Raw genomic sequence first — 20,980 nt, 5'->3', positions numbered from 1 at the left:
CGCCCGACTCCCCGTGTTCCGGCGGATCGGCGACCCCCGGCCCGCCGGAGTCGGCTCAGCGGCCCACCAGCTCCTGCTCCTCGTCGCCGCGGAAGTCCCGCACGTACATCCCCGTCACGCGGCGCGCACGGCGCGCGCCCCGGTCCGGCGCAGGCATGAACAGCGCGTCCCGCCGGCTGGCGCGCGAGAAGTCCCAGAGGTACACGAGGCCGGCCAGCAGCCCGACCACCGCGAGGGCCACGAACACGATGATGAACATCGGCGCTCCTTTCCCACCGGGGCCCAGCACCGGCCCCGCCGCCGTCACCGATCAAGGCGATCAGCTCTTACTCAGGACGGTAAGCGCCGCGTCTCCCCCCTTCTGTGTCCGGTGACCCGATACCCAAGAGTCACGCGACTCAGCCGACTTCCGGCATGCCCCTCACCGGACATAGGATGTCCTACATCTTGATCTGGGGAGGCTCTTCATGACCGGCGGAACCCGCTTCGACCCTGACATCGCGGAGTGGATCCGGCAGCGCGCCCTCGATCCGACGGCCGCCGACGCGTCCGTCGAGGGTGTTCGGATCCACGCGCGGGCCGTCAACGAGCGGTCGCGGGGGCTGCTGAAGGATCCGCCGGTCCCGGCGGCGGAGCGCGACATCGTCCTGGAGACGGCCGGCGGCCCCGTCCCCGCCCGCGTGACCGAGCCCGCGACCCGGTTCACCGACGCCACGATCATGTTCTTCCACGGCGGCGGCTGGATCGCCGGGGACATGCGCACCCACCTGCAGCACATGCGGCGGCTCGCCGTGGAGACCGGCTCGACCGTCGTCGGCGTCGACTACCGGCTCGCGCCCGAGCACCCGTTCCCGGCGGCCTTCGACGACTGCCTGGCCGCGACGCTCCATGTCGCCGGGACCGCGGCCGGGCGGACGGCCGTCGCCGGCGACAGCGCGGGCGGGCAGCTCGCCGCCTCCGTCGCGCTCGCCTGCCGCGACCGGGAGGTGCCGCTGGCCGCGCAGCTCCTCGTCGTCCCGGTCACCGATGTGGCGGGCGGGTACGCCGATCCCGGCGTGAACGCCCGCCACCCGTCGCGGCGCGAGCGGGAGGACGGGTACGGGCTCACGCTCGCGGGCATGCGCCGGTTCGCCGAGCTCTACGCCCCGCCCGGGGACGACTGGCGGGTGTCGCCGCTGCGCGCGGCCGATCTCGCGGGCGTCGCGCCGGCGGCCGTCCACACCGCGGGGTTCGATCCGCTGCGGGACGAGGGCGGCGCCTACGCCGCGGCCCTGCGCGCGGCGGGCGTCCCGGTGGTCCACCGCGAGTGGCCCGCGCTCAACCACGGCTTCTTCGGGCTCGGCGGCGTCTCCGCGACGGCGGACCGGGCCGCCCGGCAGGCCGCCGCGGACCTGCGCGGGCTGCTCACCACCGGTCAGGACGCGACGGCCGCCGCGAACCGCGAGGTGATCCACTGAGGGTCGGTGATCGCGGTGCCGACCACGACGCAGCTCGCACCCGCGCCGATCGCCGCGGCCGCCGCCCCGGGCGAGTGGTAGCGGCCCTCGGCGACGATCAGCGTTCCGGGGAGGGCCCGGCGCAGCGCCCGGACGAGGTCGACGTCGGGATCCTCGGGCGGCGGCCCGGCCGCGGTGTAGCCGGCGAGGGTGGTCGCGACCGCGTCGGCTCCCGCCCCGGCCGCCGCGACGCCCTCGTCCAGCGCCGACACGTCCGCCATGAACAGCGCCCCGGCGTCGTGCACGGCCTCGATCGACTCCGCCAGTGGACGGCCGTCCGGGCGGGGCCGGAACGTCGCGTCGGCGGCGACGACCTGCGCGCCGGCCGCCGCGACGGCACGGGCCGCCGCGACCGTGGGCGTGATGAACACGCCGCCCGTCCCGTCCTTGGTCAGGCCGATGACGGGGACGTCCACGGCTCCGGCGACGGCGGCCACGTCCCCGACACCGCCGACCCCGCCGCAGCGGATCGCGGCGGCGCCTCCGCCGACCGCGGCGCGGGCCATCCGGACGAGGGCGGCGGTGTCGCGCAGCGGATGCCCCTCCCCCGCCTGGCAGGACACGATCAGCCGCCCGGTGACGGCCGCGGCGAAGGACTCGGGGGTCATCAGATGCTCCCTTGCGGTGTCATCGCGAGCAGGGCCGCGCCGACGAGCGGCGCGTCCGTGCCCAGGCGGGCGGGGACGATCGGCGTCGCGCGCAGCGGCGGCAGCGCCTCCGCCCGGAACGCGGCGGTGACCGCGTCCAAGAACGGCGCGCCGATCTGGGCGACGCCGCCGCCGATCACGACGGCGTCCGGGTCGAGGACGGCGAGGAGCCCCGCCAGGGCTCGGCCCAGCACCGAACCGGCCTGCGGCGCGTCGCCGGTGGCGGCGATGGCCGGACCGGAGGCGACCGCCTCCAGGTGGTCGCGCCGCCCGCAGCCGCACGGCACCGGCCCCCGTTCGGGGACGAGCAGGTGCGCCATCTCCCCGGCGGTGCCGTGCGCCCCGTGTTCGAGCCGCCCGTCCGTGGTCAGCGCGCCGCCGATCCCCGTCCCGACGGAGACGTGCAGCACGCGGTGATGCCCGGCTCCCGCCCCGGCGCGCGCTTCGGCGCAGGCCATGGCGCGGACGTCGTTGACCACGGTGACGGGCAGCCCCGTCCGCTCGGCGAGGACGTCCCGTACGCGCGTCCCCGCCCACCCCGGCAGAACCTCGGTCGCGGACACGACCCGCCCGCTGCCGGCGTCGATGACCCCGGGCGCGCCCACGCCGAGGGCCCGGACGCGAAGGTCACCGAAACCGTCCAGCAGCGCGGCCGCCGCCGCGAGCACGGCCTTGCCTCCGCCGCCGGGCGTGGCGACTCGGGCGCGTGTCCGGACCGTTCCAGTCCCGTCCACGAGCGCCGCGGCGATCTTCGTCCCGCCGATGTCCAGTGCCGCGTAGAACTCCCCGTCCCGCACGCCCGCGGTCGATGGGGGCGGGGTGGTCACAGGAGACCGGCGGCGGTCAGGCGGGTTCGGACGTGGGCGGTCTCCGAGTCGTCCAGCGGAATCTGCGGTGGGGCCGTGATCGGATGGTCGATGACGCCCAGGAGGTGCAGGGCCGTCTTGAAGGAGCCGAGGGCGGACGAGCCGCGGCCCATCCTGCCGGGGGCGCCCGCGTTGACGATGTCGAACAGGCGGAGCAGCCGCTCCTGCTCGGTGCGGGCCTCGGGCCAGCGGCCGTCCCGGCACAGGCGGCGCAGGCGGACGTAGCCGCCGGGGTCGACGTTGCCGAGGCCGGGGACGACGCCGTGCACGCCCATCGCGAACGCCGCGTCCACCGTCAGTTCGGAGCCGGTCAGGACGCTGAAGCCGGCCGTGCCCGCGTCCCGGAGGGCGAGCATCAGGGTGCGCATGGCGCCGTCGTCGCCGCTGGAGTCCTTCACGCCGGCGAGCACGCCCTCGGACGCGAGCCGCAGCAGCATGCCGCCGTCCAGCTTGGAGTGCACCGAGACCGGGAGGTCGTAGGCGTAGACGGGCACGGGGACGGCGGCGGCGACGTCGCGCAGATGGGCTTCGATCTCGGCCGGGTGGGTGCGGGTGTAGAAGGGCGCGGTCGCGACGACGGCGTCGCAGCCGACCTCGGCCGCCACGCGGGCGTGCTCGACCACGCGGAGCGTGGTCATGTCGATGACTCCGCCGAGGACGGGCACCTGCCCGGCGACGTGTTTGACGACGGTCTCCAGCACGGTGCGCCGGTGCGCGTCCGGCAGGAACGCGACCTCGCTGGTGGAGCCGAGCACGAAGAGCCCGTCCACGCCGGCGCCGACGAGATGGTCGACGAGCCGTTCGAGGGACGGGACGTCCACCTCCATCCCGGGGGTCAGCGGCGTGCAGACGGGCGGCACGACCCCGGTGACGGGGCCGGTGGGAGCGGGGGTCACGGAATCTCCTGGGAAACGGTGGGCGGGTCGAGGTCGGACGGGTCGGTGACGGGATGCAGGCACCGGTACCGGTGCCCCGCGGCGGCCACGTCGCCGGGGCCGGCGGTGAAGGCGGGCATGGCCTCGCCGCACTCGCCGGTGGCGCGCCAGCAGCGGGTCCGGAACGGGCATCCGCTGGGCGGGCTCACGGCGGACGGGACCGGCCCGTCCAGCCGGATCGGCTCCATCGGGTCGAGCAGGCTCGGCGTCGCCGACAGCAGGGCCCGCGTGTACGGGTGGCGTGTGTCGCCGCGCGCCACCACGGCGGCCGGGGCCTCCTCGACGATCCGGCCGAGGTACATGGTGACGACCCGGTCGGACATGCGCCGGACGGTCTGGATGTCGTGCGAGACGAACACCATCGACAGCCCGAGCCGGTCCTTCAGGTCGAGCAGCAGGTTGAGGATCTGCGCCCGGACGGACACGTCGAGCGCGGAGGTCGGCTCGTCCGCGACGAGCAGGGCCGGTTCCAGCGCCAGCGCGCGGGCGATCGCGACGCGCTGCCGCTGCCCGCCGGACAGCTGGCCGGGCAGCGCGGCGGCGAGTTGCGGCGGCAGCCCGACCAGCGACATCAGCTCGCGGACGCGGGCGTCCCGCTCGTCCGGTGTGCCGCGGCGGTGCACGTCGAGGGGGTCGCGCAGGATCGCCCGGACCGGGAGCCGCCGGTTGAGCGCGGTCGCCGGGTCCTGGAAGACCATCCCGACGGACGCGCCGAGCCGGACGGCGCGGTCGCGGCGGCGCAGCGCGCCGAGATCGCCGCCCTCGAACAGCACGGTTCCGGACGTGGGCCGGGTCAGCCCGACGAGCACCTTCGCGAGCGTGGACTTGCCGCATCCGGACTCGCCGACGATCCCGACCGTCTCGCCGCGCGCGATGGCGAGGTCGGCGCCGGTCAGCGCGTGCACGGCGGCGCGGCGGAACGGGTTGCCGCTCCGGACGGGCAGCCGGACGTGCACGTCCCGCAGCTCCATGACCGGTGTGTTCATCGTGGCTCTCCCGCCTTGGCCGGGACATCGGCGGGCGCGCCGATCGGGTGGTGGCAGGCGAACGCGTGCCGGTGCGGGTCGCCGGACGCCTGCGGGCGGGTCGTCGCGCACAGGCCCGTGGCGGCGGCGCAGCGGTCGGCGAACCGGCAGCCCGCCGGGAAGCGCGTCGGCGACGGGACGACGCCCGGGATCTGCACGGGGCGGCCCTCGGCGGCCTCCAGCGACAGCACGGCGCCGAGCAGCCCCCGCGCGTAGTGGTGCCGGGAGGAGGCGACCAGCTCGGGCGTGACGCCGGTCTCGGCGACCTGCCCGCCGTACATGACCACGACCCGGTCGGTGACGTCGGCGACGAGCGCCAGGTCGTGCGAGACGAGGATCAGCGCGAAGCCGAGCTCCGCGCGGAGCCGCAGCAGCAGCCGCATGACCGAGGCCTGGACGGTGACGTCGAGGGCGGTGGTCGGCTCGTCCGCGACGACGAGCCGCGGGGCCCGCGACAGCGCCATCGCGATCAGCACCCGCTGCCGCTGCCCGCCGGACAGCTCGTGCGGGTAGGCGCGCAGCGTCCGGTCCCGGTCGAGGCCGACGAGGTCGAGCAGCTCGGCGGGGGTGCGGGTGCCGCCGCGCCGGGTGAGCTGGCGGAGCTGCGCGCGGATCGTCATCGCCGGGTTCAGCGACGACAGCGCGTCCTGGTAGATCATCGCCATGTCGTGGCCGAGCAGCCGGCGCCGCTCGCGGGCGGGCATGGCGCGCAGGTCGCGGCCGTCGAACAGCAGCCGGCCGCCGATCCGCGCGCCGCGCGGCTCCAGCCCCATGACCGCGAGGCTGGTGAGGCTCTTGCCGCAGCCGCTCTCGCCGACCAGCCCGACGACCTCGCCGGGACGGACGTCCAGGGACACCCCGTCGACCACGTCGAGGTCGCCGTAGCGGTCGGGGAACCCGATGGTGAGGTCCTCGACGCGCAGGAGGGGTTCGCCCTCGGGAAGGGGACGCGCCCGGCCGGCGAGCCGCCGTCCCGCTTCGCGCAGGTCGTCGGCGCCGCGCGGCACGGTCGCCGCCGGGCGGTCGGCGGGCCCGGCGTCGACCTCGGGATCGTTGTCGGCGCGGGCGGCGGGCGCGGCCCACGCGTCCGAGACGCCTTCGGACAGGACGTTCAGCACCAGCACCGTGACCAGGATGAACAGGCCGGGGAAGAACGTGGCCCACCAGCCGCCCGCCAGCACCAGCGACTTGCCGTAGGCGATGACGCTGCCCCACGACGGGTCGGGGTCCTGGACGCCGGCGCCGATGAACGACAGGCTCGCCTCGAACACGATGGCGTTGGCGACGACGATCGTGCAGAACACCAGGATCGGCGCCGCGCAGTTGATCACGACGTGCCTGCGCAGGATGTGCCCGCGCCCGGCTCCGATGACCCGTTCCGCCGAGACGTAGTCCTCGCCGTACTGCGACAGCACGTTCGCCCGCACCACCCGCGCGATCTGCGGGACGTACAGGAACGCGATCGTGCAGATCAGCACCGGGAGGCTCTTGCCGAACACGGTCACGAGGACGGCGGCGAGCGCGACCGCCGGGAACGCCATGACGACGTCCAGGCAGCGCATGATGATCTCGTCCACCACCCGGTGCGCGGTCGCGGCGAGCGAGCCGAGCAGCGCCCCCGCGGCGAGCGCCAGCAGCGTCGCGCCGAGGCCGATCGCCAGGGACCAGCGCGCCCCGTGCACGATGCGGGCGAACACGTCCCGGCCGACCCGGTCGGTGCCGAACCAGTGCTCGCCCGACGGCGCCTGGCTCGCGATGCCGGTGGTCAGCGGGTCGTGCCGGGCGATCAGCGGGGCGGCGAGCGCCGCCACGGCGATCACCAGCAGCACGCCCAGCGCGATCCGGGACGCCGGCCGCAGCCGCCGCAACGCGGTCTTCATCGGGTGGCTCCCCTCAGCCGCGGGTTCGCGAACAGGTACAGGACGTCCACGAGCAGGTTGACCACCAGGAACGTCAGCGCGATGCCGAGCACCACGCCCTGCACGAGGGCGGGGTCGCCGGCCGTGACGCCCTGCATGATCAGGGTGCCGAGGCCGGGCAGCCCGAAGATCGCCTCGACCACGACGGCGCCGCTCAGCAGGTAGCCGACCTGCAGGCCGAGCACGGTCAGCGGGGTGATCAGCGCGTTGCGCAGCACGTTGCGCCCGACCACGACCACGCGCGGCAGGCCGCCGCCGACGGCGGTGCGCACGTAGTCGCGGTCGAGCTCCTCGACCATCGCGGTGCGCACCACCCGGGCGAGCAGCGACCCCACCGGGAACGCGATCGCGATCGCGGGCAGGGCGAGGCTGCGCAGCCAGCCGCTCACCGAGTCGGCCGGGTTGACGTACCCGCCCGTCGGGAACCAGCCGAGCCGCAGCGCGAACCACTGGATCAGCAGGATCCCGAGCCAGAACGACGGCATCGCGACGCCCGCCATCGACACCACCCGGATGGCCTGGTCCGGCCAGCGGTCCCGGAACAGCGCCGCGGTGACCCCGAGGGCCACCGCGAACAGCGCCCCGAGCAGCACCGCGAGGACGGTGAGCTGCAGCGTGAGCGGGAACGCCGTCCCGATCGCGTCCGTCACCGACCGGCTCGGCGGCGCGGTGACCCCGAGGTCACCGCGCACCAGTTCACCGAGGAACCGGACGTACCGGACGGGCAGCGGGTCGTCGAGCCCGTGCTCGACCGCGTAGTGGTGCCGGGCCTCCGGGGTGGCCCCCTCGCCGAGCGCGTTGTAGGCGGGGTCGTTCGGTGAGAAGCGCAGGACGACGAAGACGAACAGCGTGATCCCCAGCACCATCGGCACGAGGGTCAGCAGCCGTCCCGCCGTCATGCGCAGGATCGTTGCCATGGGCGGCGTCCGTTCTGTCGGGCGGGGCGCCGGGCGCGGGGCACCCGGCGTCAGGCGGCGGGCGTCAGGCGCGCCCGACGTCCAGGAAGGACAGCCCCGTCGTCGCGATCGGCTTGAATCCGGGCAGCCCCTCGCGGTCCCAGCCGGTGACGAGCTTGCGGTGGAAGATCGGATACAGCGCGGCCTGCTCGGCGACGATGTCGATGGCCTGCTTCCACAGCCCGCGGCGGGCGGCCTCGTCGGTCTCGCGCGCCGCCTCGTCCAGCAGGCCCACGACCTTCTTCGCCTCGGCGGTGCCGGAGTTGTAGCTGCGGTGCTCGGGCCACGTCCCGACGTAGAACCAGCGCATCAGCAGGTCGCAGTCGTTGCCGAACACCGACGGGTCTCCGGGCGCGGCCATCACCTGGTATTTGCCGGTGTCGATGCGGTTGGAGTACTGCCCGCCGGACTGGCCGATGTTCAGCGTGGTGGGAACGCCGATCGCGTCCCAGCTCTGCTTGATCAGCGGGGCGCAGTCCTTGACGAAGTCGGTGTCGGTGGTGACCAGCTCGACCTTCAGGCCGCTGACGCCGGCGTCCGACAGCAGCTTCTTGGCCTTGGCCGGGTCGTAGCCGTAGACCGTGGCGGCCTTCACGTAGTCGGGGTGCCCGGCGGGCAGGAAGCTGGTCGCCGCCGCCGCGTTGCCGAGCATCGCCGTCTCGATCAGCTTGTCGGTGTCCAGCGCGTAGTGCAGCGCCTGCCGGACGCGGACGTCGTCGAACGGCTTCTGCTCGCAGTTGAACATCATGAACAGCAGCCCGAAGCTCTGCACCGACTGGACGGCCTTGGACTTCGCCAGTTCCTCCGCGTTCAGGTACGGGACGGCCTCGATCGCCTGGACGCGGCCCGACTGCAGCGCGGTCACGCGCGTGGACGGCTCGGACAGCAGCAGCCACGTCATCTTCGCGACCTTCGCCGGGCGCGGGCCGTTGTAGCCGTCGAACTCGGCGAACGACAGGCCGTCGGTCGCGCTCGCGGACGCCAGCCTGTACGGGCCGGAGCCGACCGGCAGCGAGTCGAACTTCTTCTGGCCCGCCTCGACGAGCTTCTTGGGCACGACCTTGACCACGGCCAGCCGCTCGGCGAACAGCGCGAACGGGTACTTGAGCTTGAACTCGACCGTGCTCGCGTCGACCTTCTTCACCCCGTCCAGGAACGGGAGGAACTGGATGAACAGCGACGCGTTCTTCTCGTCCAGGACGCGCTCGAAACTGAACACGACGTCATCGGCCGTGACGGCGGAACCGTCGTGGAACTTGGCGCCGTCCCGCAGCGCGATCCGGTAGGTGGTGTCGTCCACCTTCTCGGGGTCGGCCTTGGCGAGCGCGTTGTACGGCTGCCGGGTCACCGGGTCGAGGTCGACCAGGGACTCCAGCACGTGCAGGTTGGCGGCCACGGCGACGGCGCTGGAGGCCGTCATCGGGTCGAAGCCGCCCGACAGGGCGTAGGCGAGGGCGGCCTGGATGGTGTCCTTGGATCCGCCGGATCCGCCGGACCCGGTGGACGAGGGGCCGCCGCACGCGGCCAGGCCGGCGCTGATCGTCGCGGCCGCGCCGAGCAGTCCGGTGTAGCGCAGGAAGTCGCGGCGGTGCAGGCCGCGTCCGGGCTGGAGATCGGTCACGTCGTCTCCTGAGTGAGGGGGGTGGGGTTGCAGGCCAGCTTCCCCGCAGGTCGCGGGGGAGGTAGGACATCCAACGTCGTTCGTCGGTGTACCGTAGGCCCCGACACCGGCGAGGTCAAGTGCCGGACCGCGGACGATGGGGGAAGCCGATGACCGCAGCTCGGACCCGGGGCCGTGCGACGCGCGGCCGCAGCAGCCGGACCGAGGAGGTGCAGCAGCGGGTCAAGCAGCTGATCCTGGAGCGCGGCCTCGCCGTGGGCGACCCCATGCCCACCGAGTTCGAGCTGGTCGAGGAGCTGGACGTCAGCCGCAACTCACTGCGCGAGGCCCTCAAGGCGCTGCAGGCCGTCGGCATCGTGGAGATCAGGCACGGCTTCGGCATGTACGTCGGCAGCATGTCGCTCGGCGCCCTCGTCGACGAGCTGACCTTCCACGCCCGCATCTCCAAGGCGCAGGGCCGCGACGACCTGACCCACCTCGTGGACGTCCGCGAGGTCCTCGAACGCGGCCTCGTCGAGCAGGTCATCGACCGCGGCCTCGCCGCCGGCAACACCGAACTCGACGAGATCATGCGCCGGATGGACGAGGAGGCCCGCGACGGCTTCGTCACCCCGGAGACCGACCGCCTCTTCCACGAGCTGCTCTACAAGCCGCTCGCCAACCCGATCGTCAACCAGCTCCTCGCCGCCTTCTGGGACGTCTACCGGACCCTGCAGCACGACCTGGCCCCCGTCCAGCAGGAGGCCGCCGACGTCGCCCAGCGCCACCGCGACATCTACGAGGCGCTCCGCGGCGCCGACAAGACGGCCGCCAGGACGGCGATGGCCGCCCACTTCCGCGGCATCCGCGACCGGCTCGACCAGGCGAACTGAGGGGTTGACGGCTCCGACGCCCCGGTCTAGCTTCCCTCTCGAAGGACATCCTACATCCCATGTCCTACCGAGAGGGTTGAGGCCATGCCCCCGTCCCCCCGCTTCGCCGCGGGCCTGACCGCCGCGCTCATCGTCCTCGCGTCCGCCGCCGCCCCGCCCGCCCACGCCGCCGTCGCCCAATCAGCCGCGGTGACCACCGACTGCACGTCCAGCCGCATCCAGGAGACCGTCGTCAACCGGACCTCCGCCGCCACCACCTTCACCCTGACCTGGCCCGGAGTCGGCACCTGGACCGCCCGGGCCGCCGCCGGCGACAGCGCCCACTTCTACTTCACCAGGCCGTCCAGCACCGCCTACACATTCCGCACCACGACCCCCGAGGGCTTCGACCAGACCGACAGCGGCACGCTCGACTGCTCCGACGCGCTCAGCGTCCGCGCCGCCATGGACTGCGGCAGCCCGCACAGGCTGCGCCTCATCCTGGCCAACGACTCCCCCGCGTCCCGCACCTTCACCGTCGCCTGGCCGGGCCGCCCCTACTCCCCCTGGACCGTCACCGTCCCCGCGGGCTCCGGCCACGACGGCCTCTACTGGACGGTCCCGGACGGCACCCCGTACACCTTCAACGTCACCTCCGGCTCATGGAGCGACACCGTCTCGGGCACGTCCGGCTGCGGTGTCGGCTCCGGAAGGCCGGGGATGAACGCGCAGACCGTCCTCACCACGTCCACGGTCATCGACGGCCTGGGCAAAGCCGCCAAGTCCGTCCGCATCCCGGCCCTCGCCGTCTCCAACAGCGGCACGGTGATCGCCACGATGGACGCCCGCGTGGACGGCAGCTACGACCTCGGCGGCGGCACCAACAACATCCAGATCGCGATGACCCGCAGCACCGACGGCGGCGCCACCTTCACCCGCCCGAAGATCATCGCGAAGGCCCCGACCGCCTCCGAGGGCTACGGCGACCCGAGCCTCCTCGTCGACCGCGCCACCGGCGAGATCTTCTGCTTCTTCACCTACGCCCCCAAGCCCGGCGTCGGCTACTGGGGCTCCACCGCCGGGGACACCTCGGCGACCTCCACCACCAACACCCACATCCGCTACGTCACCTCGACCGACGACGGCGCCACCTGGAGCGCCCCGGTCGACCTCAACCCGCACGTCCGCAAGCCGGCGTGGGCGGGCATGTTCGCCTCGTCGGGCCACGGCATCCAGCTCGCCTCGGGCCGCCTCGTCCAGCCGATCGTCTACCGCGACTCGTCCGGCGACCACGCGTCCGACATCTACTCCGACGACCACGGCGCCACCTGGCACAACGGCACGACCGCCGGCACCGGCGTCAACGAGAGCAAAGTGATCCAACGCTCCACGGGCCGCGTAGCCCAGAACATGCGCTCCAACGCCGGCGCCAACCGCTGGTACGCCACCGCCCCCGACGTCACATCACCCTTCGGAACGTCCTGGAACAGCGGCCTGATAGACCCAGGCTGCAACGGCGACGAGATCTCCTACCTGTATCCCACCCCGGGCAACCCGTCCCTGACCAGCATCGCCCTGCACAGCAACAACGCCGCAACGTCCCGCACAGACCTGACCGTCCGCGTCAGCCGCGACGACGGCACAACCTGGCCCCACGAGGCCCTCATCAAACCGGGCGCCGCCGGCTACTCCACCATGGCCGTCCTACCAGACGGCTCCCTAGGAACCCTCTACGAAATAGGCGACACAGGCGGCATGGTCTTCACCCGCACCACCCTCCCCTGGCTCGAATCCTGACCCCGGCGAGGGCAGCGGTGCCCGCGGCGAAGATCCGGCCTCCGCACCCCGCAGCGCCACGAGACCAGGCGGCGGCCGGCGGCCGGTAAGCGGCTCCTCCACGGAACCCGCCGGACCATGACCGGTACCTGCCCTGGTCAGGCGGTGAGGGGCGGACGAGTCGGCCTGTAAGCCGGGTTCTGTGGGCCGCCGTCCCTTGCGGGGCGGCGGGTGACGGCCATCCATCTCGGGCCGCCGTTGCCGGCGGCCTCCAGCGGTCTACCCGCAGGCTCGGGCGGGCCGCCCTCGGGCACCTGCGCGGGGCCTCTTGCGGGGCCCCTTCTTGACCTTGCTCCGGGTGGGGTTTACCGAGCCGCCCACGTCACCGTGGGCGCTGGTGAGCTCTTACCTCACCGTTTCACCCTTACCACCGCGCGAAGCGGTGGCGGTTTGCTTTCTGTGGCACTGTCCCGCGGGTCACCCCGGGTCGGCGTTACCGACCACCCTGCCCTGTGGAGCCCGGACTTTCCTCGACGGGGATCGCTCCCCGACGCGGCCGTCCGGCCGGCTCGTCCGCCGTACGTAAAGGTTAGCGGGTGCGTAAAGCACTCATGCACCCCCGTCTGCCCTGGAGGGTAGGCGTCCGTGGGTCAAGAGGGAAGGTGGTGGACGTCGTTGAAGGTGCGGAGGGTGGCGGGGCCGTCGGCGTACCAGTCGATGGACGACAGGGCCGCCACGTCCAGGTGCATCCGGTAGAGGGACGACATGGGCGCGCCCAGGGCGTCCTTGATCAGGAGCTTGATGGGCGTCACGTGCGACACCACCAGCACCGTCTGCTCGCGGTAGCGGACCTTGAGCTTGTCCAGGGACGTGCGGACGCGGCGCGACACCTGCGCGAAGCTCTCCCCACCGGGCGGGGCCACTTCGGGGTCGGCCAGCCAGGACTTCATCTCGGCGGGCCACCCCTTGCCCGCTTCGCGGAACGTGAGGCCCTCCCACTCGCCGAAGTCCGTCTCGCGGAAGCCGTCCTCGACCCGGACGTCCAGGCCGGTGACGGCGGCGACCTCGGCGGCCGTGTCGCGGCAGCGGACGAGGGGCGAGGTGACGATCGCGTCGAGGCCGCGGTCCGTCAGGGCGAGCGCGGCGGCGCGGGCCTGGGCGGCGCCGTTCGCGGTGAGCGGGACGTCGCCGATCCCGGCGAAGCGCTTCTCGACCGACAGGGGCGTCTCGCCGTGCCGCAGCAGGACCGTGGTCATCGGGGCGGACGACGGCGGGCGCGGCGGCGGTCCGGGCTCGCCCGGACCGGGCTCGCGCGGCGCCTCCTCGACCTTGCGGGTCCAGTGCTCGCCGCGGGCGGCGGCGTCCATCGCCTCGTTGGCCAGCCGGTCGGCGTGCGCGTTCCGGTTGCGCGGGATCCAGCCGTAGGACACCGAGCCCAGCCCGGACGCGAGATCCCGCGCCTCCAGCGCCAGCGGGATCATGTCCGGGTGCTTGATCTTCCAGCGGCCGGACATCTGCTCCACGACGAGCTTGGAGTCCATCCGGACCTCGACGCGGGCTGACGGGTCGATCCGGGCGGCGGCCGCCAGCCCGGCGATCAGGCCCCGGTACTCGGCCACGTTGTTGGTGGCGTGCCCGATCGACTCGGCGGCCTCGGCGAGGACCTCGCCGGTCAGCGCGTCCCGGACGAGGGCCCCGTACCCGGCGGGCCCGGGGTTGCCGCGCGAGCCCCCGTCCGCCTCGACGACCAGCTTCCGAGAACCCGTGCCGTTGCGGGGGGACGGCCCCCCGCGGCCTCCGGCAGGTGCGTTCACAGCCCCGACTCGGGCGTGCGGACGAGGATCCGCCGGCACTCCTCGCAGCGGACGACCTCGTCCTCCGCGGCGGCCCGGATGTTGTTCAGGTCGACGGTGTTGAGGGCCAGGTGGCAGCCCTGGCACGCGCCCCGGAACAGCTTCGCCGCGCCCACGCCGCCGAACTGGCCGCGCAGCTTCTCGTAGAGGGCGAGCAGGTCGTCCGGGACGTCCTTGGCGACGGCGGTGCGGGCGGCGCTGGTCGTCCCCGCCTCCTCGTCGATCTCCCGCTGGACGGTGTCGCGGCGCTCGGTGAGCCCGGTCAGCTCCTCCTGCGCGGCGGACTGCTCGGCGCGCAGCGCGGCGACCCTGCCCTCGGCCTCCTCCGTCCGCTCCATGATCTCCAGCACGACCTCCTCCAGGTCGGTCTGGCGGCGCTGCAGCGACTCGATCTCCGCCTGCAGGCTGGACAGGTCCTTCGCGGACGTCACCTGCCCGGAGTCGAGCCGCTTCTGGTCGCGGTCGGCGCGGGTGCGGACCTGGTCGACGTCCTGCTCGGCCTTCTTCTGCTCCCGGGCCAGGTCGCCGACCGCGGTCTCGGCCGCCACGATCGCGTCGCGCAGCTCGGTGCGGCGTCCCTCCAGCCGCTCGATCCCGGCCAGCTCGGGCAGCGTGCGGCGGCGGTGCGCCAGCCGGTCCAGCGAGCTGTCGAGGTCCTGCAGGTCGATCAGGCGAAGCTGGGCTTGCGGTGCGGCTTTCACAATGCTCCTTCTGCGTGAAGGCGCCACGCGTCGGTGACGAGCGTGGACACCCGGGTCTCCAACGTGCCCGCTTCCGGCGAGGACGCGGCCAGCCGGCGCTCGGCGTCGGCCAGCCACGGCCATTCGGTCGCCCAGTGCGAGGCGTCCACCAGGGCGGGGCCGCCGTGCTCGGCGAACTCCGACGCGGGGTGGTGCCGCAGGTCGGCGGTGAGGTAGGCGTCGACACCGGCGGCGCGCGCGGTGTCGAGGAGGGAGTCGCCGGCGCCGCCGCAGACGGCGACGGTGCGGACGAGCGCCTCGGGGTCTCCGGCGGCCCGCACGCCCCAGGCCGTGGCGGGCAGCCCGGCGGCGGCCCGCTCGGTGAACTCCCGCAGCGTGAGCGGCGCGGCCAGCTCCCCGATCCGGCCGAGCCCGCGGTGCGGGTCGTCGGCGGCGGGGACCATCGGACGCAGCCCGCCGGTGAGGCCGACCGCCCGCGCCAGCGCGTCCGAGACGCCGGGATCGGCCCGGTCGGCGTTGGTGTGCGCGGTGTGCAGCGCGATCCCGTCCGTGATCATCCGGTGGATCAGCCGCCCCTTCGGGGTGGTGGCGGCGACCGAGTGCACCCCGCGCAGCAGCAGCGGGTGGTGCGTGACCACCAGGCCGGCCCCCCACTCCAGCGCCTCGTCGATGACGGCCGCGACGGGGTCGACGGCGAACAGGACCCGTCCGACCTCCTGGTCAGGGTCTCCGCAGACGAGGCCGACGGCGTCCCAGGACTCCGCCCACGCGGGCGGGTACAGCTCCTCCAGAACCGTGATGACATGGGATAGGCGCACGTCCCGCAGGCTACCGCGCCGAGCCGCTCCCAACGAGCCACCGAGCGTTACCCCGGGGCCCCGCGGTCTGTAACGATATGGACGGGACAGCGCACGACGGAGGGGAGAACACCATGTCGGCCACCGGCGCCGCCGCGGAAGCCGAACCTGAGGAGCCCAAGGCGCAACGCCCGTACATGCCCGGCTACGGCATCCAGGGCCCGGACGAGGGAGCCGGCCTGCTGCCGTGGTCGTGGGCGGTGGAGCGCCTGCGCGCCGCCCGCAACTTCTGGGTGTGCACGGTCCGGCCGGACGGGCGTCCGCACGCCATGCCCGTGTGGGGCGCGTGGTCGGGGGAGGCACTGCTGTTCAGCAGCGCCGTCCCGTCCCGCAAGATGGTGAACCTGCGGGCGAACCCGCAGGTGGTGGTGACCACAGAGGAGGCCGAGAACCCCGTCGTCATCGAGGGGCGGGCCGAGATCCTCACCGAGTCCAAGGATCTCCAGCGGTTCATCGACCTGGTCAACTCCAAGTACGCGACCCGCTATCGTGTCGATTTCCTGGACCCCGAGGTGAACGCGACCGTCGCGGTGCGCCCACAGTCGGTGTTCGGGCTCCGGCAGGGAGATTTCACCGGTTCTCCCACCCGATGGTCGTTCACAACCTGAATGTCCGCTGGGATCAATCCGGAGACTCATCGCGTTGGAGCCTGTGTGAAGTCACCCTTTCGGCGCCGCAAGCGCGTCAAGGGCCGTCCGCTGGGCAACCGCCCGGCGGCGGCCGAACCGGAGATCGTCGAGTGGCCCCGCGAGGGGACGGGCAAGTCGTCCCTGATGGGGGCCATCCGCGGCGACGGCGAGACCGGCGCCAGCTCCGGCGGCGGCCTGTTCGAGGACCTGGCGTCCGCGTTCGAGGGCTCCAAGAAGGTCAAGGTCGAGGAGCAGCAGCGGCAGAAGGTGCTGCGGCAGGACGACCACGAGCAGGCCGGGGACGGCGCCACGCGCGACGACCTGGACTCGGGCAGGATCCGGATACGGCGCAACCCGCCGCACGATTAGTGTCCGATTTGTCTCGAACATAGGTTCGAATACACGTTATCCTGCCCTCGTGAGCACCTACGTCCCGCCCGGCTGGCCCTCGCAGGTGCACCCACCGGGCTCCGACCGCTTCGAGGACACCGCGCTCGGCTGGCTGCTCGAGCTCGTCCCGCCCGAGTACCGCCGCTACGGGGTCCTGCGCCGCTACCCCATCGCGCTCGCCCGGATGGCCCGCCAGCACGTCGGCGCGTCCCTGGACGCGGCCCGCGAGGGCTTCCGCACCGCCCGCGTCGACCTCGGCGACGTCGTCCCGCCGCACGGCGTCGAGTCCGTCCTGGACGCCTACCGCCGCGAGGGCGCCCGCCTCGTCGCCGTCCTGCGCGCCGTCGAACTCGTCGAGACGGCCCTGCGCGGCCTCGCCGAGCCCGACGACCCCGCCCACCGCCGCCCTTTCACCCCCAAGCTGTGACGACCCCGTTGACTCCCTGTCGCCTCGTGCGCAAGCCTTTGAGCCGACCCTGACGGGAGGCGGGTTCCGGTGAGCACACCACCTGGGTGGTACCCAGATCCAGAGTGGATGGGCCGCGAACGCTACTGGGACGGACAAACCTGGACCGCCCGGTCACGCCGGTACGAATCCCGCACCCGCCGCCGCACGTCCCTCAGCACCACCCCACCTCCAGAGCCCCCGCCACCCCCCGAGGCCGCACCCCCACCCGCGCCACCGGACGCATGGACGGCACCGCCCCCCACCGCACCACAGCCGACACCCGACACCCCAACGCCACCGCCACCGCCGTCCGCCCAGCCCCAAGCGACGCCCGCGCCGCCACCCACGTCACCACCGGACGCATGGACGGCACCCGCCCCCACCGCACCACAGCCGACACCCAGCCCCCCAACGCCACCCCCACTACCGGCCGCCCAGCCCCAAGCGACGCCCGCGCCGCCACTCGCATCGCCGTTGGACGTGTGGACGGCGCCGCCTTCGGGCACGCCGCAGCCCTCGTCCGCCAGTCCAGACCCCGCCGAGACGACCGTGCCCACGCCGCCGCGACTGCCCGATCCGGCTGCCGACGTCGCCTGGGGAACGCCCCCGGCCCCGCCGGGCGCGTTCCTCGTGCCACCGGCGCCTCGCACGCCGGTGGAGCCGTCCGTGCCGCACGCCGTGCAGGGGCCGCCGCCGGAGGTCGCGGTGCCGGTGCGGGCGCCCGCACCTCGGACGCCCGTGGAGGGGCATCTGCCGCCGGTCCCGTCCCGACAAGCCGCGGCGCCCCAGGCGGTGCCCGCCGTTTCCGCGCCGGCGACCGATACCGGCGCGGCCGGGTGGCACGTTCCGGAGGCGGGGCGTTATCTGCCGCCCGGACGGCAGGCGCCGGGGCGGGCGGGGGTTCCCGTCGCGGTCATCGTGGGGGCGGAGGCCGTCGTCGTCGCGGCCGCCGCGTTCGGGGCTCAGTCGGTGTGGCCCGTCTGGGGCGCGGTGGCGGTCGTCGCCGTGTGGGCGCTGGTGCTGCTGGCGCCGCTCGGGGCGGGGCGGGTGTACGGGTACCGGGAGCCGGGCAGCGCCGAGCGCGTCCAGTTGGAGCAGTCGTGGCGGGACGTCCAGCGGCGTGCCGGGGCGGGTGCGTACCGGCTGGTGGTCGTCGAGTCGGACGAGCTGAACGCCTGCGTGCCGTTCGGGCGGACGGTCGCGGTCACCTCGGCGTCCGCGCGGTCGCTGCCGCCCGGACGGCTGGAGGCCGTGCTCGCCCATGAGCTGGGGCATCTGCTCGGGTGGCGGGCGGTCCCGGCGTTCGTGCACGCGCAGGTCACGCTGCCGAGCCGGGCGCTGCTGTGGACGCTGCGCCGGTCTTGGTCGCCGATCGGGCCGATGTGGAGGCGGGCCGTGACATGGCACCGGCCGATCGGTTTCGTGCTGGTGTTCCTGCTGGCGCTGGTGGCCACGGCGGTCACCGCGGTGGTGGCGCTGCCCGCCTGCGTCGCGTACATCGCCGCGCTCGGCGCGCGGCTGCCGGGCGGGCGCGGGGAGGGACGGGCGGACGGCGTCGCGGTGCGGCTCGGGTTCGGCGCCGACCTGGTCGCGGCCGTCGAGGACCGCATCGAACACGCCCGGCACGGGCTGCCGCTCCACCTGGTCCGGCGGGCGCAGGGGCTGCGGCGCCGGCTCGGGTGATCAGCCCTTGCCGCCCCACAGCGGCGGCGGCCCCGGGTGGGGGCCGGGCGGCGGCCCGGGATCGGCCGAGGGGGGCGCCTGCGGAGGCGGCGGCCCCTGGTGAGGGCCGGGCCGGTGGCCGGGAGGTGGGCCGGGATCGAACGCGCGCGGCGCCTGCGGAGGCGGCGAGCCCTGGTGAGGGCCGGGGCGGTGGCCGGGGGGTGGGCCGGGGTCGGACGCGAGCGGTGCGCGCGGGGGCGGCGGTGTCGGGGGCGCGGCCCACTGCGGCGGCGGTGCGGCCCATTGCGGGGGCTGCGCAGTCGGCTGCGGGGGCTGCCGGGTCAGCGCGGCGGGGCCGGGGACGGCCTGCCGCGGGGCGGGCGGGTCCGGGAGGGGGCCGGTGGTGACGCGGTCCAGCGTGATGATCGCCGGGTCGCACTCGACGGGGGTGACGGTGCGCCCCCCGCCGGGCTCGGACCGGACCAGCAGCAGCGCGTGGTCGGGAAGGTGCTGCAGGGTCACGGGTTCGACGAGGTACTCGTACACGCGCTGGGTCGTGTCGGCGTCGCTCCAGTTGGTGCCCTCGGCGTAGGCGTAGGCGGCCGACCAGTTCCGGGAGGTGGAGGTCGCGGTCCCCTCGGTGTGGCTCTGGCCGGTGGAGCCGCCCCGGTTCCGGCCGCGCTGGCTGGAGGTCGACCGGTCGGGGAACAGCCCGAACATCTCACCGCCCGAGTAGCTGACGCCGGCGGAATTGCTCGTCCCCCAGTTACGGGACGTGCTCGTCGTGCGGCTGGTGCTGCGGGTCTCCGAGTCGCCCTCCCCCCGGGTGTCGGTCGAGGTGTGCGATTCGTTCCCGCCGACGTTCTTCGTGATCTGCGACAGCACGAACCGGTGGTCGCGTCCGATGAAGCCGGCGGCCCGCGCGGCGTCCTCGTGGTTGCCGAGCCGCATGAACCCGACCGCGCCGCCGCCGATCAGCTCGGCGGACGTCTCGCGCAGATGCCGGAACAGCAGCGTCAGCGGGACGCCGCGCCGCTCGCAGGCGTCCGACAGCCGCTCCAGGTGGCGCCGGGCCAGCTCGTCCGCGCCGGCGATCACCAGGGCGGGCGTCGACTCCCACGACGCGGTGATCCGGTGCGTGACCCACTGGACGATCAGGTCGGTGAGCAGTTCGGACCGCACGTTGCGGGCCTGGCTGTCCAGCGCGACGACGGTCAGGTACCCGGCGCCCTCTCCGGACGGCTCCGTGCCGAGGTTCTCCAGGGGGTGGACGTACGACTCGATCCGCGACAGGTTCGCGTGGGCCTGGCGCCGGTACTCCACGGTGAACAGCTCGCTCGCGATGTGCCGCCGTTCGTCGCGGGTCAGGACGTCCCCGTCGTCGGGTTCGCCCATCAGGGCGCGCAGGGCGGCGGCGATCCGCGCGAGGGTGATGTCGCCGCCGAGGGCCCCGCACACCTTGGTGAGGATGCGGTCGTCCATGCTCCGCTCGGCGCGGGCCGCGTCGGGGGTGCCGCCGTGCATGGACTCGACGATCGCGTCCACGAGGTCCTGCGGCGACATGTCGGTCAGCAGGCTCGACGACGCCTGGCGGCTGGGCAGCAGTTGCGCGTCAACGTCCATCCAGGCGGCGCGGCCCAGTTCGACCAGCTCGCGGCTCACGACCTCGCGGGACAAGTCGAGCACCAGCAGCGGCTGGACGGCGAGGGCGGACGCCCCGTAGGTGGTGAGCAGCGCCTCCCAGGCCCACAGCGTCCCGCCGAACACGTCCAGCCGGCGGCCGGGCAGCGGGGCCGACCCCCATTCGGGCAGCCCGTCCAGCCGCGCCCGTTCGGCGGCGTCGTGGGCCTGCCTGCGGGCGTGCCATTGCCGCGACCGCTCCTCGTAGCCGCCGACGACCTGCTTCTGCGCCAGCTCGTAGGCCGCTCTGGCGGCCTGCCGCTGCTGGAGCGCCCACCACGTCAGCACCCCGCCGGGCACCATGGCGATGACCGCGAGCAGCAGCGACCCGGCCGACAGCTGCGCGGAGGCGCCGGCCGAGCAGGCGGCGAACAGCACCAGCACGGCGGCGATGCCCGCACTGGCCGGGAGGGTGCGGGTCAGCCTGCGCTGGGCGGCGAGCTCGGTCTCGGTGACGCGGCGCGCCAAGTATTCAGGTAACGCCTGCTGCTGCGGCGGCGCCTCCGGGAACGGGGTCAGGAACCACCAGCGGTCCCGGAAGACCCATCCGATGCGCGGATCGGGGCTGAACAGGCGCTCGCGGCGCGACAGCAGCCCCCCGTGGTCGACCGGTTCGCCCGTCACGACGCTGAACCCCCCGCTCTGCTCGGGTGCCGACTCCGCTCGTC

General features: G+C 74.1%; 19 protein-coding genes and 1 other RNA gene. 7 read left to right on the top strand and 13 right to left on the bottom strand.

The window, feature by feature from the left end; translation table 11 throughout:
* Positions 1–55: 55 nt before the first annotated feature.
* Positions 56–259 carry a hypothetical protein gene (locus ABZ806_RS29055; protein WP_500220592.1) on the bottom strand — a complete coding sequence of 68 codons (204 nt, stop codon included), beginning with the start codon at positions 257–259 and terminating at the stop codon, positions 56–58.
* 208 nt (positions 260–467) lie between these two features.
* Here ABZ806_RS29055 and ABZ806_RS29050 point away from each other — a divergent pair, with 208 nt between their 5' ends.
* The gene (locus tag ABZ806_RS29050; protein WP_500220591.1) at positions 468–1,457 is read left to right on the top strand and encodes an alpha/beta hydrolase; all 990 of its coding nucleotides are present in this window, start codon (positions 468–470) and stop codon (positions 1,455–1,457) included.
* Here ABZ806_RS29050 and ABZ806_RS29045 read toward each other — a convergent pair.
* The 7 genes from ABZ806_RS29045 to ABZ806_RS29015 form a co-directional block, all read right to left on the bottom strand.
* Positions 1,415–2,104 carry a putative N-acetylmannosamine-6-phosphate 2-epimerase gene (locus ABZ806_RS29045; RefSeq protein WP_500220590.1) on the bottom strand — a complete coding sequence of 230 codons (690 nt, stop codon included), beginning with the start codon at positions 2,102–2,104 and terminating at the stop codon, positions 1,415–1,417. The genes ABZ806_RS29050 and ABZ806_RS29045 overlap by 43 nt on opposite strands.
* Complete coding sequence (locus tag ABZ806_RS29040) at positions 2,104–2,940, bottom strand: ROK family protein (protein ID WP_500220589.1); 837 nt, start codon at positions 2,938–2,940, stop codon at positions 2,104–2,106. The genes ABZ806_RS29045 and ABZ806_RS29040 overlap by 1 nt, the downstream gene beginning before the upstream one ends.
* A gap of 26 nt (positions 2,941–2,966) precedes the next feature.
* On the bottom strand, positions 2,967–3,905 hold the full coding sequence (locus ABZ806_RS29035; RefSeq protein WP_500220588.1) for a dihydrodipicolinate synthase family protein: 939 nt from the start codon (positions 3,903–3,905) through the stop codon (positions 2,967–2,969).
* Positions 3,902–4,930, bottom strand: a complete 1,029-nt coding sequence (locus ABZ806_RS29030) for an oligopeptide/dipeptide ABC transporter ATP-binding protein (protein WP_500220587.1) — start codon at positions 4,928–4,930, stop codon at positions 3,902–3,904. The genes ABZ806_RS29035 and ABZ806_RS29030 overlap by 4 nt, the downstream gene beginning before the upstream one ends.
* Complete coding sequence (locus ABZ806_RS29025) at positions 4,927–6,849, bottom strand: dipeptide/oligopeptide/nickel ABC transporter permease/ATP-binding protein (RefSeq protein ID WP_500220586.1); 1,923 nt, start codon at positions 6,847–6,849, stop codon at positions 4,927–4,929. Before ABZ806_RS29025 ends, ABZ806_RS29030 begins: the two co-directional genes overlap by 4 nt.
* Positions 6,846–7,805: an ABC transporter permease gene (locus tag ABZ806_RS29020; RefSeq protein WP_500220585.1), complete on the bottom strand. Its 960-nt coding sequence runs from the start codon at positions 7,803–7,805 to the stop codon at positions 6,846–6,848. Before ABZ806_RS29020 ends, ABZ806_RS29025 begins: the two co-directional genes overlap by 4 nt.
* 64 nt (positions 7,806–7,869) lie before the next feature.
* Positions 7,870–9,465 (bottom strand): ABC transporter substrate-binding protein, encoded by a 1,596-nt coding sequence (locus tag ABZ806_RS29015; protein ID WP_500220584.1) that lies wholly within the window; start codon positions 9,463–9,465, stop codon positions 7,870–7,872.
* 149 nt (positions 9,466–9,614) lie between these two features.
* On the opposite strand from ABZ806_RS29015, the gene ABZ806_RS29010 reads away from it, so the two are divergent.
* Positions 9,615–10,337: a FadR/GntR family transcriptional regulator gene (locus ABZ806_RS29010; RefSeq protein ID WP_500220583.1), complete on the top strand. Its 723-nt coding sequence runs from the start codon at positions 9,615–9,617 to the stop codon at positions 10,335–10,337.
* 84 nt (positions 10,338–10,421) lie between these two features.
* Positions 10,422–12,113 (top strand): sialidase family protein, encoded by a 1,692-nt coding sequence (locus tag ABZ806_RS29005; RefSeq protein ID WP_500220582.1) that lies wholly within the window; start codon positions 10,422–10,424, stop codon positions 12,111–12,113.
* A gap of 152 nt (positions 12,114–12,265) precedes the next feature.
* On the opposite strand, the gene rnpB is transcribed toward ABZ806_RS29005, so the two are convergent.
* From rnpB to ABZ806_RS28985, 4 genes are all read right to left on the bottom strand, one after another.
* An RNA gene (rnpB, locus tag ABZ806_RS29000) (RNase P RNA component class A) lies at positions 12,266–12,664 on the bottom strand.
* Positions 12,665–12,742: 78 nt separating this feature from the next.
* Positions 12,743–13,906 (bottom strand): bifunctional RNase H/acid phosphatase, encoded by a 1,164-nt coding sequence (locus ABZ806_RS28995; RefSeq protein WP_500220581.1) that lies wholly within the window; start codon positions 13,904–13,906, stop codon positions 12,743–12,745.
* Complete coding sequence (locus ABZ806_RS28990) at positions 13,903–14,646, bottom strand: zinc ribbon domain-containing protein (RefSeq protein ID WP_500220580.1); 744 nt, start codon at positions 14,644–14,646, stop codon at positions 13,903–13,905. Before ABZ806_RS28990 ends, ABZ806_RS28995 begins: the two co-directional genes overlap by 4 nt.
* Positions 14,643–15,464, bottom strand: a complete 822-nt coding sequence (locus tag ABZ806_RS28985) for a Nif3-like dinuclear metal center hexameric protein (protein WP_500220579.1) — start codon at positions 15,462–15,464, stop codon at positions 14,643–14,645. Before ABZ806_RS28985 ends, ABZ806_RS28990 begins: the two co-directional genes overlap by 4 nt.
* A gap of 113 nt (positions 15,465–15,577) precedes the next feature.
* Between ABZ806_RS28985 and ABZ806_RS28980 the strand changes: the two genes are divergently transcribed.
* From ABZ806_RS28980 to ABZ806_RS28965, 4 genes are all read left to right on the top strand, one after another.
* Positions 15,578–16,111 (top strand): pyridoxamine 5'-phosphate oxidase family protein, encoded by a 534-nt coding sequence (locus ABZ806_RS28980; protein ID WP_500220578.1) that lies wholly within the window; start codon positions 15,578–15,580, stop codon positions 16,109–16,111.
* A gap of 45 nt (positions 16,112–16,156) precedes the next feature.
* Positions 16,157–16,501, top strand: coding sequence for a DUF6191 domain-containing protein (locus ABZ806_RS28975; RefSeq protein ID WP_500220577.1), 345 nt, complete (start codon positions 16,157–16,159; stop codon positions 16,499–16,501).
* 49 nt (positions 16,502–16,550) lie between these two features.
* Positions 16,551–16,949, top strand: coding sequence for a hypothetical protein (locus ABZ806_RS28970; protein ID WP_500220576.1), 399 nt, complete (start codon positions 16,551–16,553; stop codon positions 16,947–16,949).
* A gap of 687 nt (positions 16,950–17,636) precedes the next feature.
* Positions 17,637–18,653 (top strand): M48 family metalloprotease, encoded by a 1,017-nt coding sequence (locus ABZ806_RS28965; RefSeq protein ID WP_500220575.1) that lies wholly within the window; start codon positions 17,637–17,639, stop codon positions 18,651–18,653.
* On the opposite strand, the gene ABZ806_RS28960 is transcribed toward ABZ806_RS28965, so the two are convergent.
* Entirely contained in the window at positions 18,654–20,936 is a 2,283-nt protein-coding gene (locus ABZ806_RS28960; protein ID WP_500220574.1) for a hypothetical protein, read from the bottom strand.
* Positions 20,937–20,980 lie beyond the last annotated feature (44 nt).

The organism is Spirillospora sp. NPDC047418 (assembly GCF_040643275.1).
In the GTDB taxonomy this organism is placed as follows: Bacteria; Actinomycetota; Actinomycetes; order Streptosporangiales; family Streptosporangiaceae; genus Spirillospora.
Note: the sequence above shows the minus strand (reverse complement) of the source record. Positions and strands in the feature narration are given on the sequence as shown.

Excerpts from the sequence above, each read along its gene's own strand:
- ABZ806_RS29025 (WP_500220586.1), bottom strand. The coding sequence starts at position 6,849 with ATGAAGACCGCGTTGCGGCGGCTGCGGCCGGCGTCCCGGATCGCGCTG.
- ABZ806_RS28980 (WP_500220578.1), top strand. The coding sequence starts at position 15,578 with ATGTCGGCCACCGGCGCCGCCGCGGAAGCCGAACCTGAGGAGCCCAAG.
- ABZ806_RS29055 (WP_500220592.1), bottom strand. The coding sequence starts at position 259 with ATGTTCATCATCGTGTTCGTGGCCCTCGCGGTGGTCGGGCTGCTGGCC.
- ABZ806_RS29010 (WP_500220583.1), top strand. The coding sequence starts at position 9,615 with ATGACCGCAGCTCGGACCCGGGGCCGTGCGACGCGCGGCCGCAGCAGC.
- ABZ806_RS29050 (WP_500220591.1), top strand. The coding sequence starts at position 468 with ATGACCGGCGGAACCCGCTTCGACCCTGACATCGCGGAGTGGATCCGG.
- ABZ806_RS29005 (WP_500220582.1), top strand. The coding sequence starts at position 10,422 with ATGCCCCCGTCCCCCCGCTTCGCCGCGGGCCTGACCGCCGCGCTCATC.
- ABZ806_RS29030 (WP_500220587.1), bottom strand. The coding sequence starts at position 4,930 with ATGAACACACCGGTCATGGAGCTGCGGGACGTGCACGTCCGGCTGCCC.
- ABZ806_RS29020 (WP_500220585.1), bottom strand. The coding sequence starts at position 7,805 with ATGGCAACGATCCTGCGCATGACGGCGGGACGGCTGCTGACCCTCGTG.
- ABZ806_RS29045 (WP_500220590.1), bottom strand. The coding sequence starts at position 2,104 with ATGACCCCCGAGTCCTTCGCCGCGGCCGTCACCGGGCGGCTGATCGTG.